The organism is Poseidonocella pacifica (genome assembly GCF_900111875.1).
Classification (GTDB): Bacteria; Pseudomonadota; Alphaproteobacteria; order Rhodobacterales; family Rhodobacteraceae; genus Poseidonocella; species Poseidonocella pacifica.
Window position 1 is genome coordinate 46006 of sequence record NZ_FOJU01000003.1, and the last position, 19645, is coordinate 65650.

At 60.5% G+C, this 19645-nt stretch carries 22 protein-coding genes; 10 read left to right on the top strand and 12 right to left on the bottom strand.

All coding sequences use genetic code 11. The features are described 5' to 3' along the window. The first annotated feature begins 29 nt into the window (after nucleotides 1–29). From bufB to BM234_RS08825, 3 genes are read left to right on the top strand one after another with little or no spacing between them, the layout of a single operon-like run. Nucleotides 30–884, top strand: coding sequence for an MNIO family bufferin maturase (gene bufB / locus BM234_RS08815; RefSeq protein WP_092063451.1), 855 nt, complete (start codon nucleotides 30–32; stop codon nucleotides 882–884). Continuing rightward, a complete protein-coding gene (locus tag BM234_RS08820) occupies nucleotides 881–1633 on the top strand; it encodes an HvfC/BufC N-terminal domain-containing protein (protein ID WP_092063454.1) in 753 nt (250 codons plus the stop codon). Before bufB ends, BM234_RS08820 begins: the two co-directional genes overlap by 4 nt. Next, a complete protein-coding gene (locus BM234_RS08825) occupies nucleotides 1630–2184 on the top strand; it encodes a DoxX family membrane protein (protein WP_092063457.1) in 555 nt (184 codons plus the stop codon). The genes BM234_RS08820 and BM234_RS08825 overlap by 4 nt, the downstream gene beginning before the upstream one ends. Here BM234_RS08825 and betA read toward each other — a convergent pair. From betA to betI, 4 genes are read right to left on the bottom strand one after another with little or no spacing between them, the layout of a single operon-like run. Continuing rightward, on the bottom strand, nucleotides 2175–3812 hold the full coding sequence (gene betA, locus BM234_RS08830; RefSeq protein ID WP_092063460.1) for a choline dehydrogenase: 1638 nt from the start codon (nucleotides 3810–3812) through the stop codon (nucleotides 2175–2177). The genes BM234_RS08825 and betA overlap by 10 nt on opposite strands. A 26-nt stretch (nucleotides 3813–3838) precedes the next feature. Next, nucleotides 3839–5296: a betaine-aldehyde dehydrogenase gene (gene betB / locus BM234_RS08835; protein ID WP_092063463.1), complete on the bottom strand. Its 1458-nt coding sequence runs from the start codon at nucleotides 5294–5296 to the stop codon at nucleotides 3839–3841. A 12-nt stretch (nucleotides 5297–5308) separates the two neighbouring features. After that, nucleotides 5309–6817, bottom strand: a complete 1509-nt coding sequence (gene betC, locus BM234_RS08840; protein WP_092063466.1) for a choline-sulfatase — start codon at nucleotides 6815–6817, stop codon at nucleotides 5309–5311. Continuing rightward, on the bottom strand, nucleotides 6814–7398 hold the full coding sequence (gene betI / locus BM234_RS08845) for a choline-binding transcriptional repressor BetI (protein ID WP_092063469.1): 585 nt from the start codon (nucleotides 7396–7398) through the stop codon (nucleotides 6814–6816). The genes betC and betI overlap by 4 nt, the downstream gene beginning before the upstream one ends. Before the next feature lie 81 nt (nucleotides 7399–7479). Here betI and choX point away from each other — a divergent pair, with 81 nt between their 5' ends. The 6 genes from choX (at nucleotide 7480) to BM234_RS08875 (ending at nucleotide 12619) form a co-directional block, all read left to right on the top strand. Further along, nucleotides 7480–8403 (top strand): choline ABC transporter substrate-binding protein, encoded by a 924-nt coding sequence (gene choX / locus BM234_RS08850; protein WP_092063473.1) that lies wholly within the window; start codon nucleotides 7480–7482, stop codon nucleotides 8401–8403. Nucleotides 8404–8508: 105 nt separating this feature from the next. After that, nucleotides 8509–9345 carry a choline ABC transporter permease subunit gene (gene choW / locus BM234_RS08855; protein WP_092063476.1) on the top strand — a complete coding sequence of 279 codons (837 nt, stop codon included), beginning with the start codon at nucleotides 8509–8511 and terminating at the stop codon, nucleotides 9343–9345. After that, entirely contained in the window at nucleotides 9342–10364 is a 1023-nt protein-coding gene (gene choV, locus BM234_RS08860; protein WP_092063479.1) for a choline ABC transporter ATP-binding protein, read from the top strand. Before choW ends, choV begins: the two co-directional genes overlap by 4 nt. Nucleotides 10365–10526: 162 nt before the next feature. Continuing rightward, nucleotides 10527–11564: a flagellar motor switch protein FliG gene (locus BM234_RS08865; RefSeq protein WP_342714667.1), complete on the top strand. Its 1038-nt coding sequence runs from the start codon at nucleotides 10527–10529 to the stop codon at nucleotides 11562–11564. Nucleotides 11565–11750: 186 nt separating this feature from the next. Continuing rightward, the gene (locus BM234_RS08870) at nucleotides 11751–11939 is read left to right on the top strand and encodes a hypothetical protein (RefSeq protein ID WP_139226789.1); all 189 of its coding nucleotides are present in this window, start codon (nucleotides 11751–11753) and stop codon (nucleotides 11937–11939) included. 56 nt (nucleotides 11940–11995) lie between these two features. Continuing rightward, nucleotides 11996–12619, top strand: a complete 624-nt coding sequence (locus BM234_RS08875) for a thiamine phosphate synthase (RefSeq protein ID WP_092063488.1) — start codon at nucleotides 11996–11998, stop codon at nucleotides 12617–12619. Here the strand turns inward: BM234_RS08875 and olsA are convergent. The 3 genes from olsA to BM234_RS08890 all read right to left on the bottom strand — a co-directional run bounded on the left by olsA (nucleotide 12596) and on the right by BM234_RS08890 (nucleotide 14441). Further along, nucleotides 12596–13435 carry a lyso-ornithine lipid O-acyltransferase gene (olsA, locus tag BM234_RS08880; protein ID WP_245752559.1) on the bottom strand — a complete coding sequence of 280 codons (840 nt, stop codon included), beginning with the start codon at nucleotides 13433–13435 and terminating at the stop codon, nucleotides 12596–12598. The genes BM234_RS08875 and olsA overlap by 24 nt on opposite strands. Next, nucleotides 13432–14211, bottom strand: coding sequence for an L-ornithine N(alpha)-acyltransferase (olsB, locus tag BM234_RS08885; RefSeq protein WP_425439239.1), 780 nt, complete (start codon nucleotides 14209–14211; stop codon nucleotides 13432–13434). Before olsB ends, olsA begins: the two co-directional genes overlap by 4 nt. A 65-nt stretch (nucleotides 14212–14276) precedes the next feature. Beyond that, nucleotides 14277–14441 (bottom strand): DUF3553 domain-containing protein, encoded by a 165-nt coding sequence (locus BM234_RS08890; RefSeq protein WP_092065123.1) that lies wholly within the window; start codon nucleotides 14439–14441, stop codon nucleotides 14277–14279. A gap of 44 nt (nucleotides 14442–14485) precedes the next feature. On the opposite strand from BM234_RS08890, the gene BM234_RS08895 reads away from it, so the two are divergent. Beyond that, nucleotides 14486–15085: a histidine phosphotransferase family protein gene (locus tag BM234_RS08895; RefSeq protein WP_092063491.1), complete on the top strand. Its 600-nt coding sequence runs from the start codon at nucleotides 14486–14488 to the stop codon at nucleotides 15083–15085. On the opposite strand, the gene BM234_RS08900 is transcribed toward BM234_RS08895, so the two are convergent. The 5 genes from BM234_RS08900 to rpmA all read right to left on the bottom strand — a co-directional run bounded on the left by BM234_RS08900 (nucleotide 15082) and on the right by rpmA (nucleotide 19645). Continuing rightward, nucleotides 15082–16347 carry a glutamate-5-semialdehyde dehydrogenase gene (locus tag BM234_RS08900; protein ID WP_092063494.1) on the bottom strand — a complete coding sequence of 422 codons (1266 nt, stop codon included), beginning with the start codon at nucleotides 16345–16347 and terminating at the stop codon, nucleotides 15082–15084. The two genes, BM234_RS08895 and BM234_RS08900, sit on opposite strands and share 4 nt — an antisense overlap. Before the next feature lie 87 nt (nucleotides 16348–16434). Next, nucleotides 16435–17538, bottom strand: coding sequence for a glutamate 5-kinase (gene proB / locus BM234_RS08905; protein WP_092063497.1), 1104 nt, complete (start codon nucleotides 17536–17538; stop codon nucleotides 16435–16437). After that, nucleotides 17526–18566, bottom strand: a complete 1041-nt coding sequence (gene obgE / locus BM234_RS08910; RefSeq protein ID WP_092063500.1) for a GTPase ObgE — start codon at nucleotides 18564–18566, stop codon at nucleotides 17526–17528. The genes proB and obgE overlap by 13 nt, the downstream gene beginning before the upstream one ends. An 86-nt stretch (nucleotides 18567–18652) precedes the next feature. Continuing rightward, the gene (locus BM234_RS08915; protein ID WP_092065126.1) at nucleotides 18653–19192 is read right to left on the bottom strand and encodes a GNAT family N-acetyltransferase; all 540 of its coding nucleotides are present in this window, start codon (nucleotides 19190–19192) and stop codon (nucleotides 18653–18655) included. Nucleotides 19193–19375: 183 nt separating this feature from the next. Further along, nucleotides 19376–19645, bottom strand: coding sequence for a 50S ribosomal protein L27 (gene rpmA / locus BM234_RS08920; RefSeq protein ID WP_092063503.1), 270 nt, complete (start codon nucleotides 19643–19645; stop codon nucleotides 19376–19378).

Consider the following 19645-nt stretch of genomic DNA (forward strand, 5'->3'; position numbering starts at 1 on the left):
GCGCCCCGCCACCTGAGGGGAGAGTTGCCATGCTTGATACCGCCCACCCATCATCATTACCGTCGCGGCCCGGTGTCGGCTACAAACCCCAGCATTTCGCCGAGATAATGCGCGATCCCGGAAGCGTTGGCTGGCTCGAGGTTCACGCCGAAAACTATATGGGAGATGGCGGCAGGCCACTGGCACAGCTTCGGGCGCTGCGTGAGCGCTTTCCCATTTCCGTTCACGGCGTTGGGCTTTCCATCGGCGGAGTGGGCCGGATTGATCCCGATCATCTTCAGCGCTTGAAAAAGCTCTGCGACATGATCGAGCCAACGCAGTTTTCCGAACACCTCGCATGGTCGACCCATGACAGCGCGTTTTTCAACGACCTGCTGCCCCTGCCCTACACCGATGCGACGCTCTCCCGCGTGGCCGACCACATTGACGAGGTTCAGGACACGCTGGGGCGCCGCATGCTTCTGGAAAACCCCTCAAGCTATCTGGCTTTTGAGGAAAGCACCTTGAGCGAGACTGACTTTCTGGCGCGCGTGGCGCAGCGGACGGGTTGCGGCCTTCTGCTTGACGTCAACAATGTGTTCGTTTCCGCCACCAACCTGAACTACGATCCACGCGCCTATCTCGACGCGCTTCCTCTTTCAAAAATTGGTGAAGTTCACCTTGGCGGCCATGACGAAGATGAAGACGATCATGGCGCGCCCCTGCTGATCGACAGCCACGGCCGCGAAGTGGCAGATCCCGTATGGGCGCTTCTGGACCACCTGCTTGCACAGAGCGGACCCAAACCCGTCCTCGTGGAATGGGATACCGATGTTCCGGAGTGGCCGGTTCTCGAAGCCGAAGCCGCCCGCGCGGCGCGCGCCCTTTCCCTCGTGGACTCATGAGACGTCAGAGCGCCTTCCTCACCGCACTGCTCGACCCTGAAAACGAGGTTCCGCCGGGGTTGATCGACGGCGGGAAGCAGGCGGCGGGCAAGCGCTTCAACGTCTATCGCAATAATGTCGTTGTCAGCTTGATCGAAGCCCTCCAGAGCGGGTTTCCAACGGTTGCCGCGCTAATGGGCCCCGAACGATTTCAATTTCTCGCCGCACGCTTCGTCCGCGAATGCCCTCCTACGTCTCCACGTATGATGCACTACGGTGCCACGTTCCCGGATTGGCTTGCGGATGTGCAAGTGGGGGAGTTGCCCGGCTACCTTCCCGACATGGCCAGATTGGACCTAGCGATGCGAGCGTCCTACCATGCGCCTGACAGCACCGCCCTGCCGCCCGAAAGCATCGCCGCCCTGCCCCCTGAAACGATCATGGCGGCGCGGCTGAGCTTTGCGCCGTCGTTGCGCCTGTTGACCTCACCATGGCCCATCTTCGACATTTGGCGGCTGGTACAGGATAGCTCCGCGCCGAAACCGCGCCCATTGGCCCAAGACATCGTGATTTTGCGCCCCGTTTTTGATCCTGCTCCAGCTTTACTGCCGCCCGGTGGCGCGAACCTTATAGCCGCACTTCAAGATGCCATACCGCTCGGGGTCGCGCTAGAAGACGCTCCCGAAGGCTTTGACCTGTCCGGGCTCATGAGCATCCTGTTCGCAGGCGGCGCAATCACGCACATAGACGCAAATGAGACCCCAACATGATCACTCTTCCGTCGATGCTCACCCGCCAAGCGCAGCGGCTTCAAGCAACTGAGGTAGCCCTCCCCTTGGTCGGGCGATTTTTGTTCGCTGCAGTCCTCGCGCCCTATTTCCTCGCCTCGGCAATGACCAAGATGGGCGATGGATTTCTGGGCTTCGTGAAACCGTCCCTCGGAGCCTATGCCCAAATATTCCCGCGCGCGATGGAAGCCGCAGGTTATGACGTCAGCCAACTCGGCCTTTGGCACTGGGCAGTGGTGGTTGCGGGCACCTGGGCCGAAATCCTGCTGCCGCTCCTGATCGTGCTCGGCCTGCTCACGCGGCTATCAGCCTTGGGGATGATCGGCTTCATCACGGTGCAAAGCCTGACCGACCTGATCGGGCACGGTGCCATCAACCACCCCGAAACACTGGGCGCTTGGTTTGACCGTGCCCCTGACGCTGTGATCTTGGATCAACGCGCGCTCTGGCTCTTCCTGCTCTTGGTCCTCGTGGTGCGCGGTGGCGGCGCTCTCTCGCTTGATCGCCTGCTCTTTGGGAAACTTCAACGTTGAGCGGTGCGCCACTCCGGATGCATCCAAGGAACGAGGTTCGACCGAGGGAGTGGATCACGCCCCAGGACATGATCGGAAATCTTCTCTCCGACCATGATCGACGGTGCGTTGAGATTGCCGTTGGTGACCCGGGGAAAGATCGAACTGTCGGCCACGCGCAGACCGTCTACGCCGATCACCCGTCCTTCCGGATCGACCACTGAGGCGGGATCGTCTGCCCGCCCCATCCGGCAGGTCCCGCAGGGGTGATACGCACTCTCCGCATGTTCGCGGACAAAATCATCGAGTTCCGCATCACTCTCAACCGAGGCCCCCGGCTGAATCTCGTGGCCGGCATAGGCCTCGAACGCGGGCTGGCGGAATATCTCCCGGGTTAGCCGGATGGCACGGCGGAAATCTTCCCAATCCTGCTCGGTGGACATGTAGTTGAAGTGTATCTTGGGATCGGCATCCGTCTCGGGACTGGCCAGTCGCACTGTCCCTCGGGAAGGGGATCGCATGGGCCCGACATGAGCCTGAAACCCGTGACCCTCAGCGGCCGCCTTGCCATCATACCGCACGGCGATAGGCAGGAAATGAAACTGTATATCCGGATAGTCGACGCCCGCTTGCGAACGGATGAAGCCCGCATTTTCGAACTGGTTCGACGCGCCCGGGCCGGTCTTGGTCAGCAGCCACTTTGCCCCGACCCATGCCTTGCCCGCGAGATTCCAATATTTGTAAAGGCTCACCGGCAGCTTTGACGCCATCTGGATATAAACCTCCAGATGGTCCTGAAGATTGCTGCCGACACCGGGGCGGTCAGCGACCACAGGAATACCATGCTCGGCAAGATGCGCCGCAGGGCCAATTCCGGACAACATGAGAATCTTGGGGGAATTGATTGAGGACGCTGCGAGTATGACCTCGCGCCGCGCCTTGACCACATTGCCCCCCTTGAGGATCACGCCGGTGGCACGACCATCCGTGATCTCGATCCGCTCGACAAAGCCGCGCACCAGATCGCAATTATCCAGCCGAAGCGCAGGTTTGAGATAGGCGTTCGCCGCAGACCACCGTTTGCCCTTGTGCACGGTCATGTCTTTGGGGCCAAAGCCCTCTTGCCGATGCCCGTTGTAGTCGTCGGTAAAGCCGTATCCCGCCTGCTGCCCGGCCTCTACGAAGGCCTTGGTCAGGGGATTTTCTCCCGTGCCTCGAGTGACGTGCAACGGACCATCCGAACCCCGATAGTCCGACGTGCCCCCGTGCCAGTTTTCCATGCGTTTGAAATAGGGCAGCACATCCGAGTAGCCCCAGCCCCGCGCGCCCTCTTCGGCCCAATGATCGAAATCGCGTGCATGACCACGGACATAGACCATCCCGTTGATTGAGGACGACCCGCCGATCACCTTGCCTCGCGGGCAGGCCAGCCTGCGACCGCCAAGCCGCGCTTCGGGTTCCGTCTTGAACCCCCAGTCATACCGCGACATGTTCATGGGATAGCTGAGGGCACCCGGCATCTGGATAAAGGGGCCAGCGTCCGTTCCGCCGTGCTCCACGACCAGAACCGAAGCCCCGCTTTCGGCCAAACGGTAAGCCATCGCGCAGCCCCCGCTACCCGCGCCGATAACCACGAAATCCGCCTCCATTCGAGGGGCGCTGTGGAACCCCGCGCTCAAAACGGTGCCTCCAGAGGGCTGAGCCGTAGATAGATCGACTTTATCTGACTGTAGTGCTCGATAGCGGCCTTGGAATTCTCCCGCCCGACGCCAGAGAGTTTGACGCCACCAAAGGGAGCTTCTACCGGCGCGTCGTTGTAAGTGTTGATGTAGCAGGTCCCCGCCTCGAAGCCGCGCGCGACCCGATGGGCCCGCGCAAGATCGCGCGTGAAAACGCCCGCGGCCAGACCAAATTGCGTATCATTGGCCCGGGCCATGACCTCCTCTTCCGTGTCGAAGTCGAGCACGCACATGACGGGGCCGAAAATCTCTTCTCTCGCGATCGTCATCCTGTCGGTGACATCTGAGAAAACCGTCGGCGGCATCCAGAAGCCCGGGCGATCCAGCCGCTCACCGCCGGTCACCAGCCGCGCGCCCTCCTCAATGCCTTGCTCGACATAACGTTCGACAATGGCAAGCTGCGCTTCGCTCACCATTGGCCCAAAACTCGTCGTTTCGTCGCGTGGATCACCGAGCACCGCGTTGCCAAGCCGATCTATGAGCCGCTCAAGAAAACTCTCACGGATGGACCGATGGACAAAAACCCGCGTCCCGTTGGAGCAAACCTGCCCGGAGGAATAGAAATTCCCCAAGATCGCCCCAGACACCGCATCTTCGATATCGGCATCCTCGAACACGACCAGCGGGGATTTCCCCCCCAACTCCATCGTGACGTGCTTCATACCCGCCGCCGCAGCAGCATAGACCTTGCGCCCCGTCGGGACGGAGCCGGTCAGCGAAACCTTGGCGACACGGTCGTCGGCCACCAATTGCGCGCCGACCTCTCCCATGCCCTGAACCACGTTGAAGATCCCTGCGGGCGCCCCTGCTTCGATCAGGATCTCGGCGACCTTTAGAGCGGACAGGGGTGTCATCTCGGACGGTTTGAAAACCATGGCATTCCCGCAGGCGAGCGCGGGCGCGGCCTTCCAACACGCGATCTGGGTCGGATAGTTCCACGCCCCGATCCCAACGCAGACGCCCAAAGCCTCGCGGATCGTGAAGACCATATCTCCATCTGCGAGCGGAATAGTCTCGCCGGTCAGGCTTGCGGCAAGCCCACCAAAATACTCAAGCGCATCCGCGCCAGAGGTCGCATCCGCAACAAGCGTCTCCTGCAGGGGTTTTCCGGTATCGTGTGTTTCGAGTACGGAAAGCTCATGGTTGCGCGCGCGCATGATATCCGCCGCTCGGCGCAAGACCCGGCCCCGTTCCGTGCCAGTCATCGCTTCCCAACCAGACTGCGCCTGCTTGGCTGAGGCGACGGCGCGCGAGACGATTTCCGGAGTTGCGGCGTGGAGCTGGGCAATTGTCTCGCCGGTTCCGGGAAAGATGACATCGAACGGGGTGCCTGCCAGATCTTCGACATACTCTCCGCCGATGAAATGGCTTCCCGCAGGTTGAAACTTGCTCATTGCGTTTACTCGCTATTCTCCGCGCGGGAAGCGTTTCGCTTCCTCAAGCACGTTCAGGTCCATATGGTTTCGCATGTATCTTTCAGAGGCCCGCTGTAGTGGCTGATAATCCCACGGATAATAGCCGCCCTTCCGAAGTGCCTCATTCACAAGGCGGCGACGGGCTTGGCTTTCCCGCACGTCGGCGTCGTATGCATCGAGGTTCCACCGGGCGTCCGCTTCCGCTCGGAACCCGGCAAGGGTTTCCGCATATGCGGAATCCGCCACGAGGTTCCGGAGTTCCGAGGGGTCGGCCTCCAAATCGAAGAGTTGCTCTGGATCGAGCGCGCACCGGATGTATTTGAAACGTCCACGGCGCAGCGCAACCAACGGCGCATCGGAGCCTTCGGCAGCATATTCCATCGCAACGGATGTTTCGCGGCGCCCACCCTGCCCCAGTGGAACGAGGCTCTCACCCGCTGTCCACGGGGCAACTTCGGCCATGGAGACGCCCGCCAGATCACACAAGGTGGGGCATAGATCGATGGTGCTGACCGGGTCCGTCACCACATCAGGCGTGAGCCCCGGCGCGGAAATCATCAGTGGCACGCGCGCCGCCCCCTCAAGGAAGGACATCTTGAACCAAAGACCGCGTTCCCCCAGCATGTCGCCGTGATCTGAGGTAAAGACGACGATGGCCTCCTGCCGGGTGGCCTCCATCACGTCAAGCAGTCGACCGATCTTCTCATCGAGATAAGAGATGTTGGCGAAATAGGCTTGTCGGGACCGGCGAATATCCCGCTCTGTGATGTCGAACTTGCGCCAGTCGTTCGCATCGAAAAGCCGTTTGGAGTGCGGATCCTGTTCGGCATAGGGAATTGCGCCAACCGTCGGGGAGAGGTGCTCGCAATCGTCATAGAGATCCCAAAACTTCCGCCGGGCCACGTAGGGATCATGCGGATGCGTGAAACTGACCGTCAGGCACCAAGGCCGATCACTCTCTTGGCGCGACAGATCATAGAGCTTGGCTTCGGCGAGATACGCGACCTCGTCGTCGTATTCCATCTGGTTCGAAATCTCGGCGACGCCGGCGCCGGTCACGGAGCCAAGATTGTGGTACCACCAGTCGATCCGCTCGCCCGGTTTGCTGTAATCTGGGGTCCAGCCGAAATCCGCGGGGTAGATATCCGTCGTCAGACGCTCTTCAAAGCCATGCAACTGATCCGGCCCCACAAAATGCATCTTCCCCGAAAGCGTGGTCTGATACCCGGCGCGTCGCAGGTGATGGGCATAGGTGGGGATAGAAGAGGCAAATTCGGCGGCGTTGTCATAGACTCGGCTCGCGCTCGGCAGAAGCCCGGACATGAAGCTCGCACGTCCCGGAGCACAAAGCGGCGAGGCCGTATAACTGTTGGCAAAGCGCACGGATTGCCCCGCCAAGCGCCGCAGGTTCGGCGCATGCAACCAATCAGCGGGACCGTCGGGGAAAAGCGTCCCGTTCAACTGATCGACCATCAGGATCAGGATGTTCGGTTTCTTCATTTCCCATGCCTGCTGAGTTCGGCTTCAAACACGGCCATGACATGCGAGATGGCGATAAGGTTGTCGGGACGTGTAATCCCGAGCGCCTGACGCAAGTAAACCCCGTCGATCATGGCGGAAATCCGCACCGCTACGGGCTGCGCCTCGACCCCGACGAGGGACTTGAGGCTGTAGACAAGATTGGATGTCAGACGCCGCTGATACACGTTCAAGAGCCGTTGCGCCCGATCTGAGCGTTGCGACATCACGTAGAAATTAAGCCACGCGGCAATCGTCTCGGGATTGAAGCTTTCGCCCTCGAAGCCCGCCCGGATAATGGCCTCGACCCGTGCGCGCGGGTCGTCCAGATCGCGCAAGGCCGTCCGGATGCTCTGCGCATAGGTCGCCAGTATGTGATGCATCGCGGCGAGGAAGATATCTTCCTTCCCACCGAAATAGTGATGAGCAAGCGCGCTGGAGACGCCCGCCCGCCGTGCAATTTTGGCCACAGTCACATCAAGACTGCGCTGCGCACCTATCTCTTCAATGGTGGCTTTAACCAGCGCCTCTCGGCGTATAGGCTCCATCCCAAGTTTGGGCATCTCAACTCCGTTGCCTTGCTTCGGGGGAGAAGATACTTCTTTTGTTATTGACGCGTCAATCAACAGTACTGGGAGAATGATATGACATTTAATAAGAGCCTGTCCGTTATGGCGGTCCTTGCTGCGGGCCAAGCCGCTGCAAACTGTGAGTCGGTGACATTTTCCGATGTGGGCTGGACCGATATTACCGCGACCACGGCAGCAACGACTGTGCTGTTGGACGCTCTGGGATATGAGACGGACGTGAAAGTTCTTTCGGTGCCAGTGACCTATAAATCCATGGCCGATGGCGACATCGATGTGTTCCTTGGGAACTGGATGCCCACGATGGAAGCAGACATCGCTCCATATCGTGAGGCCGGAACGGTCGAGACTGTCCGTACAAATCTCGAAGGCGCGAAATATACCCTCGCCACCAACGCCGCAGGGGCCGCTCTTGGGATCACGAACTTTGCCGATATCGCTGCACATATCGAGGCGCTCGATGAGACGATCTATGGGATCGAGCCGGGAAATGATGGCAATCGGCTTATCATGGATATGATCTCCGAAAACGCCTTTGATCTCGAAGGGTTCGAGGTCAAGGAAAGCTCGGAGCAAGGCATGTTGGCCCAAGTGGATCGGCTGTCCCGGAGGGATGAGCCAATCGTCTTCCTCGGCTGGGAACCCCACCCAATGAACGCCAATTTCGAGCTGACCTATCTCGAAGGCGGCGATGATTGGTTCGGCCCCGACCTTGGCGGTGCGACCGTTCACACCAATACGCGCGCGGGCTACGTAGAAGAATGCCCCAATGTCGGTGCTCTACTTGGAAACCTTCAGTTCTCGCTCGCCATGGAAAACGAGATCATGGGTTCGATCCTCAATGACGGCGAAGATCCAGAGGACGCGGCGCGTACATGGATGACGGCCAACCCCGATATGGTTCTCGGCTGGCTGGATGGCGTGACAACGCAGGACGGCGGCGATGCCGCAGCGGCCGTGAAAGCTGCGCTTGGCCTATGAGGCTTGATCGTAAGACAGGGGAGCGCGGCGCGCCTGCCGCCCTCCCCCAGTGTGACGATGCGGTAGCGCACAATCGCCCGAAGAACGCCCTAGGCCGGAGGCCCCATGCTTGACTGGCTGACCGACAACAAGATCCCCGTCGGGGATGCCGCCGAAGCGATGTTCGATTGGCTGCAGGAGAACACGGCAGTATTCTTCGACGGGTTGGCGGCAACCATGGAATGGCTCATCGATGCGATCTTGTGGGTGCTGCAAACCCCGCACCCTCTTTTGGTTGTTGCTGCGATCACAGGCCTTGCCTACGCTTTGCACCGCGGCTGGAAACTACCGCTTTTCGTTGCTGCCGGATTTCTGTTCATCATCAACCAGGGCTATTGGGAAGAAACCACGGAGAGCCTTACGTTGGTTCTGTCGGCCTGCCTCGTCTGCATGGGTTTGGGTGTGCCCATCGGCATCGCGGCGGCGCATCGCCCCAAACTTTATGCCTGGATGGCCCCTGTACTCGATCTGATGCAGACGCTTCCGACCTTTGTCTATCTCATCCCAGCAATAGTCTTTTTCGGGATCGGCATGGTTCCGGGCCTCATTGCTACGGTGATCTTTGTCCTCCCCGCCCCCATCCGCCTTACGCATCTTGGCGTGACCTCGACACCCAGACCACTACTGGAGGCGGCCGAAGCCTTTGGCGCGACGCCGACACAGACGCTTTGGAAGGTCGAACTGCCCTTTGCCCTGCCCCAGATCATGACCGGCCTGAACCAGACCATCATGCTGTCGCTCTCCATGGTGGTGGTCGCCGCGCTCGTTGGCGCTGATGGGCTTGGGGTCCCGGTGGTGCGCGCCTTGAATCAGGTCAACACGGGCCTCGGATTCGAAAGTGGTTTCGTCATCGTGGTGGTCGCAATCATGCTTGATCGTATTTTGAGAGTGGGCAAACGATGAAATCCGCGGTTCGCTTCAAGAATGTCTCCATCGTCTTCGGCGACGCCCCTGAAAAGGCGTTGCCCATGATGGATGATGGCAAAGACCGTCCCGAAATTCAGGAGACCACCGGTCAGGTGCTTGGCGTCCACGATTGCTCGTTAGAGGTCGGCAACGGCGAAATTCTCGTTCTGATGGGCCTCTCCGGCTCTGGGAAATCAACGCTCCTACGGGCGGTGAACGGGCTCAATCCTGTCATACGCGGACATGTAGAGGTGTCCGACGGTAGCCAGATGGTCGACATTACGCGCGCCGACGCCAAAACCCTGCGCCGCATGCGCCAGCATCACGTGGCCATGGTGTTTCAACAATTCGGTCTTTTGCCCTGGCGTACCGTGCGGGAAAATGTGGGGCTCGGCCTTGAGCTTGCCGGGCAGAATGGAAAAGAACGCCACGCCCAGGTCGACAAGCAACTCAGCCTCGTAGGGTTGTCGGATTGGGCGGAGCATCGGGTGGGCGAGCTTTCTGGCGGCATGCAACAGCGCGTCGGTCTGGCGCGCGCGTTTGCCACCGAGGCCCCGATCCTGCTGATGGATGAACCTTTTTCTGCGCTTGATCCGTTGATCAGAACGCGCCTGCAGGATGAGTTGCTTGATCTTCAGAAACAGCTTCGACGGACGATTGTATTCGTGTCGCACGACCTTGATGAGGCCTTCAAGATTGGCAACCGCATCGCGATCATGGAGGGTGGTCGTATCGTCCAGATCGGCACCCCGAGAGAGATTTATTCCGCACCAGCCTCCGCCTATGTCGCTGATTTCGTAGCCCATATGAACCCGCTTCTGGTCCTTTGCGCGCGCGATGCGATGATCCCGATGGAGGGGCAACCTCTCCGCAGCGTGCCGGGCGACATGCCGGTGCAGAAACTCATGGACGTCATCTCCGGCACGGACCAGCCCCTTGGGGTGGAAGAGGAGGGTACTCTTGTAGGGCTGGTGACGCGCGAGAGTGTTCTGAAAAAACTCGCGGAGCCTTGCTGAATTTATCTTGGTGGCCGGGCATGTTCCGACCTCCGGCTTCCATTTCTCAACGAAAGATTCACCAATACTCCGCTATCCCTGCTGGGCAAGCGTCGAGGTCCCAAGATGAATCACCTGTCACCACTCGGCAGACTCCCTTCACCACCCGCCCCCAAATCCGGCTTGAGCGGACTTTCCCGCAAGCATAAGGCCGCGATCATCGTGCGGTATCTGACGGCCGAGGGTGCGGATATTCCGCTGAAGTCCCTGCCCGAAGACATGCAGATCGAGTTGACGCAGCTCATCGGCCACATGCGCTATATCGACCGCAAGACACTCATGGCCGTAGTCACCGAATTCGCCAAGGAACTGGATTCCGTCGGGCTTGCCTTTCCTGATGGGCTCGCCGGGGCGCTGACCGCACTCGATGGCAAGATCAGCCCGCTCACGGCTTCCCGCTTGCGCCGCGAAGCGGGCGTACGCCAGTCAGGTGATCCGTGGGAACGGCTCGCCGCGTTGGAAATTGCCGATCTCATGCCCTTCTTTGAAAGCGAAAGTACCGAGGTTTGCGCCGTCCTTCTGTCGAAACTCGATGTCAAGAAGGCCGCCATGCTGCTTGGGAAGCTATCAGGGCCGCAAGCGCGCCGTATTGCCTATGCCGTCTCGCTCACCGACAAGGTGACGCCCGATGCCGTCTATCGCATCGGACTGTCCCTCGCGAGCCAGCTGGACGACCAGCCGGTCAAAGCCTTTGATACCGGGCCGGAGCGACGCGTGGGGGAAATCCTCAACTTCAGCCAGGCACTCACGCGCGACGACGTTCTTGAGGGGCTTGACGAAACGGATCAGGATTTTGCCGAAGCGGTGCGCCGTTCGATCTTTACCTTCGGCAACATTCACGCACGTATTCGGGGCGGAGATATTCCGCAGGTGGCGCGAGAAGCCGATCAAGAGTCGCTTGTCATCGCCCTTGCCTATGCCCAGTCGCGCGGCGAAGACATGGCAAAGTCGGCCGAATTCGTCCTGCAAAACATGTCACGCCGCCTCGCGGATGCCCTTCGCGACGAAATCAATGAGCTCGGCAAGGTCAAAGCCAAGGACGGTGAAGAAGCCTGTTCCGCTGTGGTCGGATCAATTCGCCAGATGATTGACCTCGGCGAGTTGGAAATGGTCGACCCGAGCGAAGTCGAGGAGGACGACGACGGCGATTCCGGCGAATAGGCTCGTCCGGCCCCAGACATCTCGTTTAGATCCCCTAAGAGGGTGTTGAGCGCCGTTCGCCTAAAGCGAACACGTAGCGGAACAGATGCGGGTGGACCTGAGGTTATTTCCCGGTTCATCCAAAGGCACATGTTCGGCAGCGTTTTTTCCCGCACACTCGCAGCGCGGTGCCCAGAGACCGCGTCGATGGCGGCTCTTGCAAATTGGGAAAGCCCTCCGAAAAGCTGGCGGGATATTCGCAAAATCGCACCACCGGCATTTACCGGCGAGCGCAGCGGTGGGCCGGTAAGGGCCGACATGGCTGCTGAGCCGTCGATCCGCGCGAAACTTGGCGAATTGGCGCTATCGCACGCCGCGATCCTTCCTCCGAAGTAGACCCTCGCCACGCATCGCGATATAGGGGCGCGACACCCGAAAGAGGACCAGCAACAATGGCCGAATCCGAGCAGCCGAGCCTTTATCTCATCACCCCGCCGGAGATAGACCTGTCTATCTTCCCAGACAGGCTCGCTGCGGTTCTTGATGCCGTCGAAATCGCCTGTGTGCGCTTGGCCCTCGGCACACGCGACGAAGACCGTATCGCTGCCGCTGCTGACACCTGTCGAGAGGTGACGCATGCGCGGGACGTAGCCCTCGTGGTGGATACCCATTTCCTCCTTGCCGAACGCCATGGTCTCGACGGTGTTCACCTCACCGATGGATCCCGCACAGTACGCAAGGCGCGTCTTGCGTTGGGCGATGATGCAATCGTCGGTGCCTTCTGCGGTGCCTTGCGCCATGATGGGATAAGTGCGGCGGAAGCAGGCGTGGACTATGTCAGCTTTGGGCCAGCCGGTGCCTCGGCGCTTGGAGATGGCGCCAAAGCGGAGGCGGACCTGTTCAGTTGGTGGTCCGAGATGATCGAGGTTCCCGTGGTCGCCGAAGGCGCCCTAACGCCAGAGATTGTGGGCGAACTTGCTCCGTTTACCGACTTCTTCGGGATTGGCGAGGAGATATGGGGCGGAGACGATCCCGTTGCCGCACTCAAGGCGCTACTTGCGCGCATGAGGGGCTAACGCGCCCTCCAACCCGGAACGAACGCAGAGTTCCATTTCTGCCGCCAGAACCTTGCGGTCGGCAAAGTCGGCGACAGAAACCGGTGGATGGTATATGACTTCCACCCGTCCCTGTTTCCGAGCAGCCAACACCTTGAGCAGATGAGAGGCGAAATCCATCGTCCCCCACCATCCATAGAATCTGGGATCTTCGCCCTCGGGCGCGTGGTAGACGAGCGTAACGGGTTGTATCTGAAGGCTGTCCCGGAGATGCGGGGCAAAGAATGCTGCGAAGAGCGTCGGCTTGAACGGCAGCACCCTCAGCCCATCCGTCGAGGTGCCTTCGGGAAAAAACAACAGACGGTGCCCCGCGTCGAGCCTTTCCCGAAATACGGCCTCCTGCCGTTTGGCATCCGTCCGCTCGCGTCGAATGAAAACCGTGCCGGTGCCCCGCGCCAGTGGTCCGATCGCCGGCCATGAGGCAACCTCCGCCTTGGCAACGAAGTAAATGTTCTTGCGGGCGTTGAGGGCAAAAATATCCAGCCATGACACGTGGTTGGCCACGACCGCACCCCGTCCGCGCAATGGCTGACCGTGAGAGATATGGCGCATTCCGATAAGGCGAAATACTTTCCGGGACACGCCTTGGGTCAGGAAGGGGGTCACTGGGCGGCGCGCCCCAAATATGGGCCGCTCTATGAGGCGTGAAAGTACCATCAGAAGAAAGCCCGCCGTGACCAAGGCAGCGACAGGTACTCCCCGGCGGACCACCCGTAGCCATTCCCGCGCGCCAAACCTCGGAGCGGGAAGCCCCTCCTCCGGTCGCCAAGTCGTCACTTGACGCCTCGGGTGTAGATTTTCGACTGCACCTCGTTCATCTGGGCCGTATCCAGGATCAGGCAAATGTCTGTGGTGTTGAAGGCGCGGTCGATAAATGCCCCCTCGCCCACCACTCCGCCCAAGCGGAGATACGCCTTGATCAAAGAGGGAACCTCACGCATCGCGGCCGGCCGATCAATTTCTTCATCGGAAAGCAAATCCTCTGTCCGAAAGGCGGATTTGAGAGCCCTAGGGCGCAGTTCGGGCGCAGCCAGATGCCTATGGTGCAAAAGCGAAAGCGGCGCACGCAGCGCGTCGATATCAGTGCCGTGAAAACTCGCGACGCCAAAGAGTATTTCGATGTCCTTCGCGAGGACATAGGCCGCAAGCGCGTTCCAAAGCAGATGCACCGCCGTGCCGCCGCGATATTCCGGATGGACACAGGAACGACCAAGTTCGAGCAGTCGTCGGCCAGATTGGCGCAGTGGACTCAGGTCATATTCGTCGTCGCAGTAGAACCGGCCTGCGGCGCTTGCGCCCCGCTCCGTCATCAACCTGTAGACCCCAACCACGTGGTCAAGCTCCCCGGGATCACGGTGTTTGTCCACCAGGATCAAGTGCTCGGATACTGCATCGAATTCGTCGCGCTCAAACCTTTCGGCATGATCGACATGCGGACCATTCCCGCCAAGCTCTTCCACGAAAACGCCATATCGCAAGCGTTGCGCCGCGAGAAAATCCGACTCTCCGCGCGCGAGCCTGGTCTCGAACGAGCCCGCCCCTGTCATCTTCATTGCACGGGCCCCGCAGTTCGGAGATTGTGAACGGCACTTCGCATTCTTAAGGTCCTGTTAACCATCTACGTGTCAAAAACCGGCTCCAACATGACACGTGTGCCATCTATCACCACTTTGCCTGCCTCCCGGAAGTTCACCGTTGTTTTCCCGTCGATCCGTGATTGTACTTGCCCGACGCCCCATTCAGGCGCACCGGGATGGCGGACCAGCATTCCGGGTTCTAGCATGCTGTTGAGATCATCGGCCACTTGGAAAACTTTCGAGGATTGCCATGGAAAAGACGCAAGATAACCTTGTCGCGCTCGTCGGGTCGCGTATCTGCCACGATTTGATCAGCCCGATCGGCGCGATCAGCAATGGTGTAGAGTTGATGTCTATGGCAGGCAGCTCTGGTGAGCAAGAGTTGGCCCTGATCACAGAAAGCGTGGAGAATGCCAACGCGCGGATCCGTTTCTTTCGTGTAGCCTTTGGCGTGGCCCATGCCGACCAGATGCTCGGTGGTCGTGAGATCGCGGGAATTCTCTCCGATTTGTCCAAGGGAAGCCGTTTCAGCATCAATTGGCAAGTTGGTACCGACCTGCCCAGAGCAGAGGCCCGCGTCGCCTTCCTCCTGCTGCTTTGCTTCGAAACTGCCATGCCCTTCGGCGGTGAATGCACCGTGACCCGCGATGGCGAGAGCTGGAAGCTGGAAGGTACCGCCCCGAAGATGCGGCAAGAGGATGGGCACTGGGTTCTGATAACCGACCCAGATGGTGGTCATGAGATCAGCGCCTCAATCGTGCACTTTGCACTGGCCCCGGATGTGGCCTCCCGCATCGATCGGCAAATCCGTGTCGAGCGGGACCCGACCTGGATCTGCCTGACGTTCTAGGCGCGAACGGTTCCATTCCCGTCTACGAGATACTTGAAACTCGTCAGCTGCGCGGCGCCTACGGGCCCGCGCGCGTGCATCTTGCCGGTGGCGATGCCGATTTCGGCTCCCATGCCGAACTCCCCGCCATCCGCAAACTGCGTAGAGGCGTTGCGCATCAGAATGGCGCTGTCCAGACGCTCGAAGAAGCGCGCAGCCGCGGTATCGTCCTCCGTCAGAATGCAATCGGTATGGTTTGACCCGTAGCGCCGGATATGGGCAATCGCGGCATCGAGATCGGGCACGACCTTGGCCGCGATATCCATATCAAGATACTCGCGCCCCCAATCGTCCTCTGTCGCGGGTACAGTGCCGTCGATCTGTTGCAAGGCGCCGTCGGCGTGAACGCGAACGCCCTTATCCAAAAGCGCGCGCACGAGGCCCTGCCCGATCGTGTCAACCGCATCCTCGTGTATAAGAAGGCATTCCGCCGCGCCGCAAATGCCGGTGCGCCGGGTTTTCGCATTCAGCACCACGTCCAGCGCCTTGACCGCATCGGCAGCCTTATCGACATAAATATGCACGATCCCCTCTAGGTGCGCGAAAACAGGAACTCTCGCCTCGCGCTGGACCAGCCCTACCAGCCCCTTGCCCCCACGCGGCACAATCACATCCACCGTATCCGTCATGGTCAGCAGTTCCTGCACCGCGACCCTGTCGCGCGTAGGGACGAGTTGGATGGCATCTTCGGGAAGCCCCGTAGCACGCAGCCCTTCCAAAAGGCAGGCGTGGATCGCGCCGGAGGAATGAAAGCTCTCCGACCCTCCCCGCAAGATGACGGCATTCCCCGCCTTCAAACAAAGCGCGCCCGCGTCGGCGGTCACGTTGGGGCGCGATTCATAGATCACGCCGATAACGCCAAGGGGAGTGCGGACCTGCCGGATGTGGATGCCCGAAGGTCGATCCCACTCAGCGATCACCTCGCCCACAGGGTCATGCTGCGCCGCAACCGCGCGAAGCCCGCTACAGATGCCCTCGATCCGCCCTTCGTCGAGCAGAAGGCGATCCATCATTGCATCGCTCAGGCCCTTGTCCCGGCCAAAATCCAGATCTTTTGCATTTGCTTCCACGATCTCTGCACGCCGAGCCCAGACAGCATCCGCCGCAGCGTCCAGCGCCTTGCGCTTCTGCTCCGGTGCTGCATAGGCAAGCTCTGCGGCCGCTACCTTTGCGCGTGCGCCGATATCAGCCATGAGCGCGGGAATGTCGGTCAAGTCTTTCATCGCGGGATCCTCCGGGTGGGTCCTCGCGATGTAGCCGCTCTTGGCAATCCGCTCAATGGGGCACGCCGAATTTGCGCCGGTTTCGGGTCAGAGCACCATATCGTCGCGATGCACCAGCGCCGCGCGGCCAGGATACCCGAGGATCTCCTCGATACGATCCGAACGCTGACCACGGATCGCGGCCGCTTCGGTAGACGTATATCGCGAAAGCCCCATCCCCATTTGATGGCCGTCAGGACCCAGAATGGCAATCGGCTCCCCGCGCCCGAACCGGCCGCTCACCTTCGCCACCCCGGCGGGCAGCAAAGAACGCCCCTCCATCAAGGCGCGCGCGGCTCCGGCATCGAGCGTGACCTGCCCCTTTGGTTTCATCGCGCCGATCCAGCGCTTGCGCGCTGTCTGCGGATCGAGATGCGCGGTAAACCAAGTGGCATTTGCCCCGTTTTCAAGCGCGCGGAGCGGACGCGCCACCGATCCTTCGGTTATCGCCATGGCACAACCCGCAGCGGTGGCAGTCTTGGCGGCCATGAGTTTGGTCTTCATCCCCCCCTTCGACAGGCCGGAGCAGGCGTCACCGGCCATCGCTTCGATCTGGGGAGTAATTTCCTCGATCACGTCAAAGCGTTGGGCAGCAGGATCCTCCGCCGGATTCGCGCTATAAAACCCGTCGACATCCGAGAGAAGGATCAGTTGATCCGCTCCGACGGTCGCTGCGATCTGGGCCGCCAACCTGTCGTTGTCACCAAAGCGGATTTCGTCCGTCGCGACAGTGTCGTTTTCATTGACGATGGGAACCGCGTCAAGCCCGAGAAGGGTCTCCAGCGTCGCACGGGTGTTGAGGTATCGGCGCCGGTTGGCGCTGTCTTCCAGCGTCACGAGCACTTGGGCGGTCGTTATCCCATGGGGCCCGAGAACCTCTTCATAGGCGCGGGCGAGCCTGATCTGACCCACCGCGGCCGCCGCTTGAGATTGCTCCAGTGCCAACTCTGTTTTCGGCAGACCGAGCGCACCGCGACCGAGGGCTATGGACCCCGAAGACACAAGCACCACATCCGCGCCTTGCTTGAGCCAAGCGACGTCCTCGGCCAGTCCGGTCAGCCAGTCTCGGCGCAACTCACCGGTATTCCGATCAACGAGCAGTGCGGACCCGATCTTGATGACGATCCGCCGGGCGGCCGTCAGGGCTGCCAAGCTGCGTCCTCCTCATCGCTGTCGGGCTTATGGCGAAGGCGATCCTCGTCGATCTGTGCCCGGAGCGCACGAAGCACCTCCGGAACGCCTTCCTTTGCGACGCCAGACATCGCCAGAACCGTCCCGCCGCTCGCCTCTTTGAGGGCCGCGAGGCGCTCCGCTCGGGTATCGTCGTCAAGCGCGTCCACCTTGTTGAGCACCGTCACCCGTGGCTTATGCGAAAGCTCCTCGGCATACGCCTCCAACTCCCCGATTATAGTCGCGTAATCGGCGGCTACATCTTCCGCGGTCCCATCAACGAGATGCAGCAGCACTGAACACCGCTCCACGTGACCAAGGAAAAGGTCGCCAAGCCCGCGACCTTCGTGCGCGCCTTCGATCAGCCCGGGAATATCGGCAACCACAAATTCGACACCATCAATGCCCACGACCCCCAGATTAGGGTGAAGCGTCGTGAACGGATAATCCGCAATCTTGGGCCGGGCATTCGACGTCGCCGCGAGAAATGTTGATTTCCCGGCATTGGGCAATCCTAGAAGACCGACATCGGCAATGAGCTTCAACCGGAGCCACAGTGTACGCTCGACGCCGGGTTGGCCGGAATTGGCGCGGCGCGGCGCTTGGTTGGTAGAAGATTTGAAGTGCAGGTTACCAAAGCCGCCGTTGCCGCCCTTGGCAAGCAGGACACTCTGGCCAATCTCGGTCATGTCGGCGATCAGAGTTTCCTGATCCTCGTCTAGAATTTCGGTCCCGACGGGTACGCGCAGGGTAATACTGTCGCCATCACGGCCATTCCGCTGGCTTCCCATGCCCTGCTGGCCGCTCTTGGCAAAGAAATGCTGCTGATAGCGGAAATCTATCAGGGTGTTGAGCCCGTCGACAGCTTCCGCCCAGACGGAGCCACCTTTGCCGCCATCGCCGCCGTCAGGGCCACCATATTCGATGAACTTCTCACGCCGAAAGCTCACCGATCCGCCGCCGCCGCCGCCGGACCGGATATAGACCTTTGCCAGATCAAGAAATTTCATGGCGTCGCCCCTGCAAGTTGTTAGAGGCAGGCGATACTGCGTTCCGCTCCCGGGCTCAAGCGTCGCCGCAGGAAGTCATGTCCGTTTCAGCCAAGACGGCGCGAATAGGTCCACGTCGGAACGGTGGTATCGCGTGCCACGCAATACGTCTCCGCGTCGCCGATATAGGAGAAGCCGGCATTCGTCAAAACCCGCGCCGAAGCCGCGTTGTCCTGAAAGACGCTCGCGAAGATGGTTTGGCAGCGCATGGGATTCGCCGCGAGCAAGGCCTGAACCGCTTCAGAGGCCAGCCCTGTATTCCAGTAGGCCGGTGCCACCCAGTAGCCGATCTCGCACTGCGCACGATCCATCAGCTTGAGGCTGATAACCCCCATAAGCTCGCTTTCGCCGACACGGGTGCCATCAATGGCCCAGACTTCCTCGGCCCGTTCGGGATCAAGGGAACGAGTGATGAAAGCCTCCGCCGCGCCGGGCGGAAAGGGGTGCGGGATCGAACTGGTCATACGCGCCACGCGCTCATCGCTTGCATAAAGCGTGATCCGTCCCTCATCGGAACGGCGCAGCGGGCGCAGGTCAAATCGTTCCGTCTCGATCACGGCTTGCCGCGAAACTTCGTCAAGTGACATGCGCTTTCCTCCGAAGAGCATGAAGCCGGTCGCCCGCACCGTCCCTCCCCTGCTTCGGTCCGGCAACGCGCCGGCACTACGGAAGCCCCTCCGGGATCGATACGAAATCCAGCCTCTGAAACGAAAGAGGGGACCGGCTGTTGCGCCGATCCCCTTGTTTGTGTCTTAAACCTTAAGGTCGGCTTACTCTGCGGCCTCTGCCACTGGGAGCACGGAAATGAACGTGCGGCCCTTGAGCCCCTTACGGAAGGTCACGGCGCCCTCGACGGTCGCAAAAATGGTGTGATCCCGGCCCATGCCGACACCCTCACCCGGCCAGAACTTCGTTCCGCGCTGGCGCACGATGATGTTCCCACCTGTGACGCTTTCGCCACCGTACTTCTTCACACCAAGGCGACGACCGGCAGAGTCGCGCCCGTTCCGGGATGAACCGCCTGCTTTTTTATGTGCCAT